The sequence below is a fragment of the Delftia sp. genome (assembly GCF_059499305.1).
This window is the reverse complement of record NZ_JCABYI010000001.1, coordinates 141331-154374: the sequence shown is the minus strand read 5'-3', so window position 1 is coordinate 154374 and position 13044 is coordinate 141331. Positions and strand designations below refer to the sequence as shown.

Below are 13044 nucleotides of genomic sequence, written 5' to 3'. Positions count from 1 at the left end.
CCCGGCCATGCACACACTGCTCCACCGCGCGCAGACGTTTCTGGCTGTGGTGGATTTCGGCTCCTACACCAGGGCGGCGGACTTCCTGGGCATCAGCAAGGCCATGGCCAGCCTGCACGTGAAATCGCTGGAAGAGGCGCTGTCGGTGGCCCTGCTGGTGCGCAACACCCGCAGCATCGCCCTGACGGAAACCGGGCGGGAGTTCTACGACGAGTTCAAGGGCATCGTCCGCGACGTGGGCAGCGCCTTCGACAACGCCATGCACAGCGGCAACCGCATCGCGGGCCGGCTGCGCATCAGCACCACCAGCGAATACGGGGAGAAGTACATTCTTCCGCTGATCCCGGCCTTCCTGGAGCGCTACCCGGGCATCTCGGTGGCCTATGACGTCAACTCTTCACTGAGCGACCTGGTGGCCGAAAAGCTGGACCTGGTCGTGCGCCTGGGCCACCTGGCGGACTCCAGCTTCAAAAGCCGCAGGCTGGCCGGCTACGACATCGTGCTGGTGGCCTCGGCCGCCTTCCTGCGCAGCCATCCCGTGCGCAGGCCCGAAGACCTGGCAGACCTGCCCTGGATTGCCAACAGCAACCTCGCCCATCCCACGGCCTGGACGCTGCGCACTGCCGGCGGCCAGGGCGTGGACGTGGTGGGCCGGGCGGCCCACCAATCCAACTCCTCCACCGCCATCCGCGCCCTGGCCCGGTCCTCGCTGGGTGTGGCGGTGCTGCCTGCGTGGTTTGTGGAGGACGACCTGGCCGGCGGCGTGCTGCAGCGCGTGCTGCCGGACCACGCCCTGCCGCCCCAGCCCATCAGCGTGGTCTTTCCCGACAGCAGCCACCTGCCGCGCAAGACCCGCGTGTTCATCGACTTTCTGTGCGAGCACCTGGGCCGGGATTGAGGGCTCGGCTGGCCGGCCGGCCCTGGCCCCGTTAAACTGCCCGCAAGCCGAAAGGCCCGGTGCGTAGAAACACCTTCCGTGAGGTTGCAGCCCCCACCTTAAAGCGGGGCTTTGTCATGCCTTATCTCGTCGGATTGGCGCATTTGCTTGCGCCTGTCCGCATGGTTTCGGGCGTGGTGGGGGCTATCCGCAAGGACGCCCGCACGGCTACGGACGTGTTTCTAACCACCACGCCCACCTGTTGTGCGTAGAAACTCAACCGGTGGTTTTCTGTGATCTCGTAGGAAAACAGACCATGACCCTCCCCATCCTTGCCAGCCCCAGCGCTGCGCTTGCCCCTTCCAGCCCTCTTCTCTATCAGGAGGGCTGACCCCATGACATCCCGCAAAAACACTGCCGGCGCGGCAGTGCAGGCGCAGCCTTTGCCGTTGCGGCCGCCAGCCGCAAGGCCTTCCGACTGGCCCAGCGCGTGGCAGGCCATGCATGTCTGTCTGGTCGTCATCGAGGGGCGGCTGGTCACCCTGGCCGAGGTCTGTGGCAAAAAGCCCGACCGCAAGGCCCGCCAGTTCGACGTGGAATGCGCGGTGGAGCTGGCGCTGGCGCACATACGCCGCATGCGCGCCGACCCGCCGGACAGCCACCAGGCGTTCGAGCAGCAGTGGCACCTGGCGTCCTGCGCCATCGAACTGGCCGATGGCGCCTACCGCTTCCCCCGCTCGCGCTACGGCCGCCTGCTCAAGCGCACCCGCTGGCATTTCGACCTGCTCAGGGATCTGGTGGAACGTGTGGAGTGGCAGCACCGGCGCGGCTGAGCCGCAGGCGGCAGCTCAGGCCAGCGGCAGCCGCAGCACGAAGCAGGCGCCCGGCTGGCCGTCGGCGCGGCCTTCGCAGTGCACGCTGCCGCCGTGGCGCTGGGCGATGGAGCGCACCAGGGCCAGGCCCAGGCCCACGCCGCCCGAGCGCTCGCTGGCGCCGGGCAGGCGGAAGAACTTCTCGAAGATGCGCTCGCGGTGGGCCGGCGCCACGCCGGGGCCGTGGTCGCAGACGCGGATCTCGGCCATGGCGTCCTGGCGCGCCAGCTCCAGCGTGATGGCGCCCTGGCTGTAGCGGCGCGCGTTCTCCAGCAGGTTGCGCACGGCACGGCGCAGCAGCTTGGAGATGCCGGGCACTTCCAACGCGTCGGTGGACTGCAGGTCCAGGTCGGCATCCACGCGCGCGCATTCCTCGGCGGCCAGGCCGATCAGGTCCACGGGCTCGATCGTGCCCACGTCACCCTCATAGGTCTCCAGCCGGCTGGCCAGCAGGATCTCGTCCACCAGCTGGTCCAGCTCGCTGATGTTGCGCTGGATCTCGGCGCGCGCGCGGGCGCTGGCGGGGTCGTCGCCCATGAATTCCAGGCCCATGCGGATGCGCGTCAGCGGCGAGCGCAGCTCGTGCGAGGCATTGGCCAGCAGCGATTTGTGCGAGGTCACCAGGGTCTCGATGCGCGCGGCGGCGGCGTTGAACTGGTGGGCCAGGTCGGCCACCTCGTCGCTGCCGTGCTCGGGCACGCGCACCGACAGGTCGCCCTCGCCAAAGCGCTTGACGCCGCGCTGCAGGTTCTCCAGCCGCTTGAGCAGGCGGCGGATGATGGGGAACACGCCCACTGCCACGGCCACGCCCACCAGGCCCAGCAGCCACAGAAAGCCGAAGGGCGGGCGCAGCCAGAAGGCGGCGGCGCCGTCGTGCGGCGGGCGGTCACCGCGCGGCGGGCGCGGCGCCATGTGCAGCATGTAGGTCTGGCCGTCCGTGCCTTCGATCTCGAAGCGCAGCCCCTCCTCGGGCGGGCCGGGCAGGCGCCGCGCACGGCCCTGGGCGATGACCTTGCCGTCCGCATCGCGCATGGCCACGTCGCGCGAGGGCGGCGAGCTGGCGCTTTGCACGTTCTGCGCGTTCTGCTCGGCCGCGATCTGCCATGCCCAGGCCACCGTCAGCGTGAGCACGGCCACGCCACCGACCACGGCCAGCCAGATGCGCAGGTACAGGCGCTGGGAGAAGAGGGACAGCAGCTTCATGCAGCGGTCAGTCTTGTTGTTTGGCGAAGACGTAGCCCACGCCGCGCACGGTCAGGATGCGCTTGGGCGCCTTGGGGTCGGCCTCGATGGCGGCGCGGATGCGGCCCATGTGCACGTCGATGGAGCGGTCGAAGGCCTCCAGTTCGCGGCCTCGCACGGCCTCCATGATCTGGTCGCGCGTGAGCACGCGGCCCGCGCGCTCGGCCAGCGTGACCAGCAGGTCGAACTGGTAGGAGGTCAGCTCGCAGGGCTGGCCCGCCACGGTGACGCTGCGCGCGTCGCGGTCGATCTCCAGGCTGCCGAAGCGCAGCGCCGTGGCCGGCTGGCCTGCGGCCGAGCCCTCGCCGCCGCCGCCGCGCCGGCGCAGGATGGCGCGGATGCGCGCCAGCAGCTCGCGCGGCTCGAAGGGCTTGGGCAGGTAGTCGTCGGCGCCGATCTCCAGGCCGATGATGCGGTCCATGGGGTCGCCCTTGGCCGTGAGCATCAGCACCGGCACCTGCGCTGCGGCGCCGGGCAGGGCGCGGATGCGCCGGCAGACCTCCAGGCCGTCCATGTCGGGCAGCATGAGGTCGAGGATGACGAGGTCGGGCAGGTCGGCGCCGGCCACGCCGTCGGCGGGCTGCAGCTGCTCCAGGCCGCTGCGGGCGTCGCCCATGTGCGTGACCTGCAGGCCGTTGTTGCCCAGGTAGTCACCCACCATCTGCGCGAGGCGGGTGTCGTCTTCGATCATCAGAAGATGGTGCGTACTCATGGAGGGCAGTGTATTCATGCTGGGGCCTGGCGTCGTGTTGCGACGATGCTCGCAGCGCCCCGTCAGCCGCGCTTGTCGCTTGCGTAAAGTTCGGTAAAACAGCGCAGCCTGCGGCCAGCCGCTCAACTGCCGCGTTGCGCGGGCCGCACCGCATGCACGCGCGAGGCCAGTGCGATCAGCACCAGCACGGGCAGGCCCAGCAGGGCCGTGGCCTGGAAGAAGCTCACGTAGCCATGCGCATCGACAAAGGCGCCCGAGAAGCCGGCCAGCCATTTGGGCGCCAGCAGCATCATGGAGCTGAACAGCGCGTACTGCGTGGCCGAGTACTGCACATTGGTCAGCCCCGACAGGTAGGCGATGAAGGCCGCCGAGGCGATGCCGCCGGCCAGGTTGTCCGCGCTCACCACCCAGACCAGCGCATTCACGTCATGGCCGCGCGTGGCCAGCCAGGCGAACAGCAGGTTGGTGGCGGCCGACAGCGCGGCGCCCAGCATCAGCACGCGCATCACGCCCCAGCGCATGGCCAGCGCCCCGCCCAGGAAGGCGCCCGCCAGCGTCATGATCACGCCGTACACCTTGGTCACGGCGGCCACTTCGTCCTTGGTGAAGCCCATGTCCACGTAGAAGGGGTTGGCCATGATGCCCATGACCACGTCGCTGATGCGGTAGATGGCGATCAGGCCCAGCACCAGCAGCGCCTGCCAGCGGTAGCGGCCCAGGAAGTCGGCAAAGGGCTCGACCAGCGCGCCACGCAGCCACTCGGCCGCGTTGCGGGCAGGTGCCAGCGGGCGTGGCACCGGTTCCGGCGAGAGCAGCACGGTCAGCATGCCCACGGCCATGGAGGCGGCCATGGCCAGGTAGGCCACCTGCCAGGCGCCGCTCTGGTAGCCCGCCATGCCCGCCACCTCGGCGCGGGCGGCCAGCCACAGCACGCCGGCGCCGGCCCAGATCATGGCCAGCCGATAGCCGGTCTGGTAGGTGGCGGCCAGCGCGGCCTGGCGCTCGGTATCGGCCGATTCGATGCGGTAGGCATCCAGCGCAATGTCCTGCGTGGCCGAGCCGAAGGCCACGGCCAGCGCGCACCACACCAGCGGCGTGAGCGAGACGCGCGGATCATTGAATGCCATGCCGCACAGCCCGGCGACGATGAGCATCTGCGCGAACAGCAGCCAGCCGCGCCGCCGCCCCAGCCAGCGCGTGAGCAGCGGCAGCGGCATGCGGTCCACCAGCGGCGACCAGACCCACTTGAAGGCATAGGCCAGGCCCACCCAGCTCAGGTAGCCGATGGTGGTGCGGTCCACGCCGGCCTCGCGCAGCCAGAACGACAGCGTGCCCAGCACCAGCAGCAGCGGCAGGCCTGCCGAAAAACCCAGGGCCAGCATGCGCAGACTGGCCGGCTCGGCATAGACGCGCAGGGTCTGGCCCCAGCTGCGGCGGGGCGCTTCAGTGGGGGTGGAAGGGGCGGAGGAGGTGGTGGTGGACGGCTCGGTCATGTTGGGCTGCGGCAGGCTGCGGCCATTATCGGGCCCATGGTGGCGCGGACTGGCGCGCGCTACCATCGCGGGCACAGGATGCCGACATGGCCTACACCCTCTCTTCCCTCCACAGCGATGCCGCCGCGCAAGACGGCGCGGCCGATGCCACCGATACCGCCTTCGCGCCGCACAGCTCGGTGCGCAGCTACAGCGGCGAGCACCAGGCCCACGCCCACGGCCATGCGCAAATCCTCTATGCGCTGCAGGGCCGCATGGAGCTGGAGGTGGGCGGGCGCAGCGCCTTTGTGGACGCCGTCAGCGGCATGCTCATCCCCGCCGGCGTGGACCACGGCTACCTGGCGGCGCCGCGCTCGCGCGTGTTCGTCATCGATGCGCCCAGCGGCCCGGGGCTGGACCGGATGCGGCGCTTTTCCGTGCCGCCCGCCCTGCGCGGCCGGGAGTCGGAAGGCCCGGCCACAGAGCAGCTGGCCCAGGTGCTGCAGGCGCCCGGCCTGCTGGCGCGCCGGGGGCTGGACCTGCAGCAACTGACCACGAGCGTACAGGCCGCATTGCACGAGGACTGGCCCACGGCCCGGCTGGCCGCCCTGTGCCATATGAGCGCCCAGCGCTTTCACGCACGCTTCGTGGAGCTGGCGGGCCAGCCGCCCCAGGCCTGGCTGCGCGGCCTGCGCCTGGATGCGGCCGAGCGCGGGCTGGCGCGGGGCCTGCTCCTGGAGGCCACGGCGCTGCGCTGCGGCTATGCCTCGGCCAGCGCGCTGGCCTATGCGCTGCGGCGCGACCGGGGCGTGACGGCGCGGCAGCTGCGCGGCTAGCCCGTTCACAGTCTTGCGGACTACGAGCGTTTCTCGACAAATGCCCGGCCGCGCCAGGCGCAACATGGCGCCATGGTTCGCAACTCTTCCGCTTCTTCCTCCGCCGTCGGCATCGCCTTCGTTTCGGTGGCTGCCGTGCTCTGGGGCACGACGGGCACGGCGCAAAGCCTGGGCGCAGGCGGGCTGTCGCCGTTCTGGGTGGGCGCCGCGCAGTTGGCGGTTTCCAGCCTGTTTCTGGGGGCGCTGCTGGCGGTTTCCCATTGGAGGCTGCGCGGGCGGGCCGGGCAGGGCGGGGCGCGCGTCCAGCCTCTGCTGCCCAACCCGGTGCACCTGGGACTGCGCCCGGCCTGGTTTCTGCTGGCTTCCATGGGAATCGGCGGCTACAGCATCTTCTTCTACGAGGGCGTGACGCTCACGGGCGTGGCCGTGGGCACGGCCGTGGCCATTGGCAGCGGCCCCATCTGGGCCGGGCTGATGCAGGCGCTGGTGCTGCGCGCGCCCCTGTCGGCCCTGTGGTGGGCCGGCACGCTGGTGAGCGTGGCGGGAGGCGCGGCCATGGTGGTGGCCCGGGGCGGCGCCACGCTGTCCTGGAGCGGCCTGGCCCTGTGCCTGCTGGCGGGGCTGTCGTACGCGGGCTATGCGCTGATCAACAAGCGCCTGGTCACCCACATGTCGCCGCGCGTGGTGAATTTCTATGTGTTCACCGGGGCGGCCTGCATGGCGGTGCCGATTGCGCTGGTGCAAAGCGGCCTGCCGCAGTGGAGCCTGGCGGCCGTGCTGGTGGTGGTCTACCTGGGCGTGGTGGTGTCGGGCCTGGCGCACATGCTGTTTTCCATCGGGCTGCGCAGCATCTCCGGCCCCACGGGCGTGACGCTGAGCCTGATCGAGCCCGTGGCGGCCTTCGTGCTGGCGGTGTGGGTCGTGGGCGAGCGGCAGCCGCTGCAATCGTGGCTGGGGCTGCTGGCCGTGCTGGCCGGGCTGATGCTGGTGATCGGCGCCGAGATGCGCTCGCAGCGGGCCGTGATGGCCGCGCAGATGGCGTGACTCTTTGTAGGTCGGCGCCGCTCTTCACGATGCGCTGTTCTCCGCATGTTGCAGGCATGCATGGCCGCTAGACTTGGCGGCATGCAGCAGCCATCCCATCTCTCCTCCGAATCCTGTGCCCCGTCCGCCTGGGGCTGTGCCTGCGCGCCCTGGCGCGCGCGTCGCGGTTTCTTGCTGGCCGGCAGCGCGGCGGCCATGGGCCTGGCCACGGCGCCGGTGGCGGCCCAGGTGCAGGTGGGCGGTGCCTCGGGCCTGCGCAAGCTGGTGCCGGCCGAGACGCTGGAAGGCGCCGCCACCGACCAGTACCAGCAACTGCTGGCCAAGGCCCGCGCCCAGGGCGCACTGGCCGGCGACAGCAACCCGCAGCTGCTGCGGCTGCGCGCCATCGCCCGGCGGCTGATCCCCTACACCGCGCAATGGAATCCGCGCGCCAATGCCTGGCGCTGGGAGGTGAACCTGATCGGCAGCAAGGAGATCAATGCCTTTTGCATGCCGGGCGGCAAGATCGCCTTCTACACCGGCATCATCGACCAGCTGCAGCTGACCGACGACGAGATCGCCATGATCATGGGCCACGAAATGGCCCATGCGCTGCGCGAGCACTCGCGCGAGCAGCTGGCCAAGAACCAGGCCACCAGCATCGGCATCTCGCTGGGCGCCCAATTGCTGGGCCTGGGCGACCTGGGCAATGCGGCGGCCCGCCTGGGCGGCCAGTTGCTGTCGCTGAAATTCAGCCGGGGCGATGAGAGCGAGGCCGACCTCGTGGGCCTGGAGCTGGCCGCGCGCGCCGGCTACAACCCCCAGGCCTCGGTCTCGCTGTGGCGCAAGATGGGCCAGGCCACGGGCGACCGCGGCGGCCTGGAATTCCTGTCCACCCACCCCGCAGGCCCCGAGCGCATCCGCGAGCTGGAGCGCAACATCCCGCGCGTGGAAGGCCTCTACGAGGCCGCACGGCGCGGGTAGGCAGCCGCCTTCAGGCGGCGGCTTTTTGCTTGGGTTGGTAGCCCATCACGGCTTTCACTTCAAGGTACTCCTTGAAGCCGTGCTCGCCCCATTCCCGGCCCGTGCCCGACTGCTTGTAGCCACCGAACGGCGCGCCGAAGTCCAGCCCCGCACCGTTGAGGTGGACCATGCCGGTGCGCAGGCGCGAGGCCACGCGGCGTGCGCGCTCCAGGCTGCCGGACTGCACATAGCCCGACAGGCCGTAGGGCGTGTCGTTGGCCTGGGCGATGGCCTCCTCCTCCGTGTCGTAGGGCAGGATGACCAGCACGGGGCCGAAGATCTCCTCGCGCGCAATGGTCATGTCGTTGCGCACGTCGGCAAACACCGTGGGCCGCACGAAGTAGCCGCGCGCAAGGCCCTCGGGGCGGCCCGTGCCGCCGGCCACCAGGGTGGCGCCTTCGGCGATGCCGGCCTCGATCAGGCCCTGGATCTTGCGGAACTGCGCCTCGCTGACCACGGGGCCCATGTGCATGGCGCCCGTGTCGGCCAGTGCATCGCCCACCTTCATGCCTTCGGCAGCGGCCTTGGCCGCGGCCACGGCGCGCGCATGCAGGGCGCGCGGCACGAACATGCGCGTGGGCGCGTTGCAGCTCTGACCGGAGTTGGTGAAGCAGGCGTTCACGCCCTGGGTCACGGCCTTTTCGATGTCGGCGTCGTCCAGCACGATGTTGGCCGACTTGCCGCCCAGCTCCTGGGTCACGCGCTTGACGGTATCGGCCGAGGCCTTGGCCACGGCAATGCCCGCGCGCGTGGAGCCGGTGAAGGTCATCATGTCGATGCCGGGGTGCACGGACATGGCCTCGCCCACCGAGGGGCCGTCGCCGTTGACCAGGTTGAACACGCCGGCCGGCACGCCCGCTTCGTGCAGGATCTCGGCCACCAGGATGGCGTTCAGCGGCGCGATCTCCGAGGGCTTGAGCACCATGGTGCAGCCCGCCGCCAGGGCCGGTGCCACCTTGCACATGATCTGGTTGATGGGCCAGTTCCAGGGCGTGATCATGCCCACCACGCCCACGGGCTCATGCACGATGCCGGTGGTGCCGCGCACGCTCTCGAACTCGAAGTCCCTGAGCACCTGCAGGGTCTGCTTCAGGTGCCCCGCGCCCACGGTGGCCTGGGCCGCGCGCGACAGCCACAGCGGCGCGCCCATCTCCAGCGAGATGGTCTGCGCCACCTCGTCGATGCGGCGCATGTAGACCGCCAGCACCTTGTCCAGCAGGGCCAGCCGCTCGTCGCGCGTGGTCTGCGAGAAGCCGTCGAACGCGCGGCGTGCGGCGGCCACGGCTGCATCGACATCGGCGGCCGAGCCCATGCTGATGCGGGCCGCCACCTCCTCGGTGGACGGATTGATCACATCCAGCGTGCGCGGCACGGCCGGGGGAACCCATTGGCCGTCGATATAGAACTGCAGGTGCTCTTGCGTGCTCATGAAGCTGTCTCCGTGTCTCGTTGTCATTGGGTGGAAGGGGTGTCGAAGGTGACGCGCTGGTTCACGCGGTAGTGGGGCCAGTAGTCGGCCACAGCATAGTGCTGCGTGCTGCGGTTGTCCCAGATGGCGATGCCGCCCGCGTCCCATTGATGATGCACCATGAACTCCGGCTTCTTCAGCCAGTCCAGCAGGAAGGCGAGCACGCCGCGCGCCTCGTGCCGGTCCACGCCCGTGATGTGGCGCGTGAAATCGGCATTGACGAAGATGCACTTGCGGCCTGAATCGGGGTTGGTGCGCACCACGGGATGCGTCACGGGCTTGAACTGGCGCAGCGCCTCGAACAGCGCCTCCTCGCCCTTGCGGCCCAGGTATTCCCGGAAGCCCGATTCCTCCCAGGTATGGACCGCCTGCAGGCCTTCCAGGTACTGCTGCATGCCGGGCGAGAGCCAGTCATAGGCCTTGCTGGTGCTGGTCCAGCAAGTGTTGCCGCCGGCCGGCGGCGTGGTCACGATCTGGATCACGGTGCCCAGCGGCGGCTGCTGCTTCCAGCTGATGTCGGTGTGCCAGTTGTCTATGGCGGGCGGGCGGTCCTTGTCGGAGATGATCATCTCCACGTCGGGCATGCCGCTCTTGCGCTCGAAGTACGAGCCCTTGGACAGCGGGCCGAACACCTGCGCCAGCGCCACATGCTGCTCGGCCGTGATGGCCTGGGGCCGGAAGAAGATGACCTCGAAGTCGTACAGGGCCTGTCGCAGTTCTGCCTGCACCTCGGGGGACAGGGGCCGGGTCAGATCCACGCCCTCGATCCAGGCCGCGAAGTTGGGCATGCGCGGCACGGGGCGGATGTGGTGGTAGCGGGCGTCGATGTCGATCAGCTGCATGGGGGCGGCATTGGCCATGGGGTACTCCTTGAAGGAACGGATGGAAGGGGAGGAAGAGGAAGGAAGGTGGAGAGAGAGGGCTGGCGGGCTCACTGCCAGTGCAGCAGCCGCCTCTCGGCCCAGGACATGAAGCGCACCATGCCCACGCCCAGCAGGGCCAGCACCAGCAGCAGCGCCATGACGCCATTGATGTCGAAGGTGGAGCCCAGGTAGGCCAGGGTCTGGCCCAGGCCCTTTTCGCTGGCGATGATCTCGGTGCCCACCACGCCCAGCAGGGCATAGATCAATCCCAGGCGCAGGCCCGAGAAGATCACCGGGACGGCGCCGGGCAGCGTGACCTCGAAGAAGGTGGTGGCGGCGCTGGCGCCCAGGGTGCGGCACAGCGTGACGTGGTCCTGGCTGACGCCCCGCATGCCTGCCACCGTGGCCGACAGCACGATGAAGAAGGTCAGCGAGCAGCCCACGGCGATCTTGCTGCCCAGCCCCAGCCCGAACCACAGGATGAACAGCGGCGCCAGCGCGATGCGCGGCATCACGTTCAGCGCGTTGAAGTAGGGCTCCGCAAAGCGCTCGATGGCCGGCCAGCGCACGAAGGCCAGCCCCGTGGCGAAGGCGGCCACGCTGCCCAGCACGAAGGAGCAGGCCACGGCGGCCAGCGTCCAGCCCAGGTCGGACCAGAACCGGGCCGTGCCCGCATGGTTCCAGAGATAGGCGGCCACGCCGCTGGGCTGGCCGAAGAAGGTGGGGTCCAGCCAGCGGCGCGCGGCGGCCCATTCGGCCAGTCCCAACACGAGACAGATGAACAGCGCATGCAGCGCCAGCCATTGCAGACGGTCAGCCTTCATGGTGCACCCATCCCGATTCAAGCTGCGACCACAGGGCCGCATAGAGTTCATGGAAGCGTGGGGACTTCTGCAGGTCGCGGATGGAGCGCGGGCGCGGCAGGTCTATGGGCAGGTCGGCGATGATGCGGCCCGGGCGCGAGGACATCACCACCACGCGGTCGGAGACGGCCACGGCCTCGGCCAGGTCGTGGGTCACGAACAGCACGCTGTGGCGGTGCTGCTGGCACAGGCGCAGCAGCAGGTCCTGCAGCTGCAGCTTGGTCTGCGCGTCCAGGGCGCCGAAGGGCTCGTCCATCAGCAGCAGCTGCGCGTCCAGCGCAAAGGTGCGCGCCAGTGCCGTGCGCTGGCGCATGCCGTGGGACAAGGCCTTGGGCAGGGCCTGCGCATGGTCGGCCAGGCCCACCTCCTGCAGCATGCGCAGTGCGCGCTCCGTGCTGTCGGCCGTGCCGACGCCGCGCACGCGCGCGCCGAAGGCGGCGTTCTCCAGCGCCGTGCACCAGGGCAGCAGGCTGTCGCGCGCCAGCATGTAGCCCACGCGGGAACTGCCCAGGCGCGGTGCCTCGCCCAGCACGCGCAGCGTGCCGGCGCCGGTGTGGGCCACCAGGCCCGCGCAGAGGTTGAGCAGGCTGGTCTTGCCGCAGCCGCTGGGCCCGACCAGCGAGACGAATTCGCCCTCGGCCACCTGCAGCGCAATGTTGTCCAGCACCTGCGTGCGGCCGTCGAAGCTCAGGTGCAGGCCGTCGGCGGCAATGGCCTGCGGCGGCAGTTGCGATCCATTGGAAGTCATGGCGCCCCCCCTTCACTGCGCCAGCAGGGGCGCGGTGTCGATCAGCCGGCTGATCTGCCCCGTGCGCTGCAGGTAGCGCGCGGCATGCTGCAGGGCCTTGGGGTCCACCGCAAACTGCATGGAAGGAATGGCGTTGCGCAGCGCCACTTCCAGGATCCGGTCGCCGCCGGGCGTGTTGATCCTGAAGCTGTCCTGCGCGACTTTGAGCAATGCATCGAAATGGGCCGGTTCGCGGGCATAGTCGGCCGCCTCGTTCATGGCGCGGCGCAAGCCCTCCACGGCCGGGGCGTTCTTGCGCAGGAAGTCGGCGCGCACCACCTGCAGCACGCCGGCGCCGTTGGTGTCCAACACCTCGGCGGGACCCTGGCCCCTGCGCGGATCGACGACGATGCGGCAGGCCTGGCTGACCTCGCAAAAGCCGTCCATGGGCGAGAACAGCATCAGGCCATCGACCTGCTTTTGCGCAATCGCCGGAAAGGCGGTGTTGGGCGAGCCCACTGCGACGATGGTGACGTCGTCCGCCTTCATGCCGGCGCCCTGCAGCAGGCTCACGAGCTGGAACTCGGCCGCGCTGCCGCGCGCCGTCACGCCGATGCGCCGGCCCTTGAAGTCCTGCATCACGGCGGGATAGCCCTGGGCGGCATGCGCCATGGGCAGGGCCGCCGAGGCCATGAGGAAGAACGTCGGCGCGCTGGCGCCGCTGCCGATCACCTTGAGGTCGGCGCCCTTGTTGACCGCCTGAAGCAGCACCTCGGGCGGCGTAAACGCCACTTCGAGGTCACCGGCCAGCAAGGTCTGCAGCGCCAGCGGCGCCTGCGGGATGGGGCGAAGTTCGCATCGTATGCCGTGCTTCTCGCACAGTCCCCGCGCGTTGGCCACGCGCACCAGGAAATTGCCGATGCCGGGGTAGTCCTGGATACGCAGCGTGGGCGTCTGTGCCAGGGCTGCCTGGGTCGAGAGCAGGGCGAACACGAAGGCGGATACCAGGGCGAGCGTGGTGCGGATCATGGGGCGGGCTCCATACGTGTGGGTATGGGGCCGATTA

13 protein-coding genes are annotated in these 13044 nt (G+C 69.9%); 5 read left to right on the top strand and 8 right to left on the bottom strand.

What is annotated here, in order from left to right:
- The first annotated feature begins 7 nt into the window (after positions 1-7).
- Positions 8-898, top strand: coding sequence for a LysR family transcriptional regulator (locus AC5I49_RS00780; protein ID WP_373765300.1), 891 nt, complete (start codon positions 8-10; stop codon positions 896-898).
- A gap of 374 nt (positions 899-1272) precedes the next feature.
- Entirely contained in the window at positions 1273-1710 is a 438-nt protein-coding gene (locus tag AC5I49_RS00775) for a hypothetical protein (protein ID WP_160855951.1), read from the top strand.
- Between the two features lie 15 nt (positions 1711-1725).
- Here AC5I49_RS00775 and AC5I49_RS00770 read toward each other — a convergent pair whose 3' ends face one another.
- From AC5I49_RS00770 to AC5I49_RS00760, 3 genes are all read right to left on the bottom strand, one after another.
- A complete protein-coding gene (locus tag AC5I49_RS00770) occupies positions 1726-2952 on the bottom strand; it encodes an ATP-binding protein (RefSeq protein WP_016453614.1) in 1227 nt (408 codons plus the stop codon).
- Positions 2953-2959: 7 nt separating this feature from the next.
- On the bottom strand, positions 2960-3721 hold the full coding sequence (locus tag AC5I49_RS00765) for a response regulator (protein ID WP_016448575.1): 762 nt from the start codon (positions 3719-3721) through the stop codon (positions 2960-2962).
- Between the two features lie 104 nt (positions 3722-3825).
- Positions 3826-5196, bottom strand: coding sequence for an AmpG family muropeptide MFS transporter (locus AC5I49_RS00760; protein ID WP_431604980.1), 1371 nt, complete (start codon positions 5194-5196; stop codon positions 3826-3828).
- Positions 5197-5282: 86 nt separating this feature from the next.
- Between AC5I49_RS00760 and AC5I49_RS00755 the strand changes: the two genes are divergently transcribed.
- The 3 genes from AC5I49_RS00755 (at position 5283) to AC5I49_RS00745 (ending at position 8018) form a co-directional block, all read left to right on the top strand.
- The gene (locus tag AC5I49_RS00755) at positions 5283-6011 is read left to right on the top strand and encodes a helix-turn-helix domain-containing protein (protein ID WP_495788696.1); all 729 of its coding nucleotides are present in this window, start codon (positions 5283-5285) and stop codon (positions 6009-6011) included.
- Positions 6012-6083: 72 nt separating this feature from the next.
- Entirely contained in the window at positions 6084-7055 is a 972-nt protein-coding gene (locus tag AC5I49_RS00750) for a DMT family transporter (RefSeq protein ID WP_495788695.1), read from the top strand.
- Between the two features lie 60 nt (positions 7056-7115).
- Positions 7116-8018, top strand: a complete 903-nt coding sequence (locus AC5I49_RS00745; RefSeq protein WP_495788694.1) for a M48 family metallopeptidase — start codon at positions 7116-7118, stop codon at positions 8016-8018.
- Positions 8019-8028: 10 nt separating this feature from the next.
- Here the strand turns inward: AC5I49_RS00745 and AC5I49_RS00740 are convergent, their stop codons facing one another.
- From AC5I49_RS00740 to AC5I49_RS00720, 5 genes are all read right to left on the bottom strand, one after another.
- Positions 8029-9486, bottom strand: a complete 1458-nt coding sequence (locus AC5I49_RS00740) for an aldehyde dehydrogenase family protein (RefSeq protein WP_495788693.1) — start codon at positions 9484-9486, stop codon at positions 8029-8031.
- 23 nt (positions 9487-9509) lie between these two features.
- On the bottom strand, positions 9510-10385 hold the full coding sequence (locus AC5I49_RS00735; protein ID WP_016448570.1) for a TauD/TfdA dioxygenase family protein: 876 nt from the start codon (positions 10383-10385) through the stop codon (positions 9510-9512).
- Positions 10386-10456: 71 nt separating this feature from the next.
- The gene (locus AC5I49_RS00730; protein WP_013800204.1) at positions 10457-11212 is read right to left on the bottom strand and encodes an ABC transporter permease; all 756 of its coding nucleotides are present in this window, start codon (positions 11210-11212) and stop codon (positions 10457-10459) included.
- A complete protein-coding gene (locus AC5I49_RS00725) occupies positions 11202-11999 on the bottom strand; it encodes an ABC transporter ATP-binding protein (protein WP_016448569.1) in 798 nt (265 codons plus the stop codon). Before AC5I49_RS00725 ends, AC5I49_RS00730 begins: the two co-directional genes overlap by 11 nt.
- A gap of 12 nt (positions 12000-12011) precedes the next feature.
- The gene (locus tag AC5I49_RS00720) at positions 12012-13007 is read right to left on the bottom strand and encodes an ABC transporter substrate-binding protein (RefSeq protein ID WP_495788692.1); all 996 of its coding nucleotides are present in this window, start codon (positions 13005-13007) and stop codon (positions 12012-12014) included.
- Positions 13008-13044: the final 37 nt, after the last annotated feature.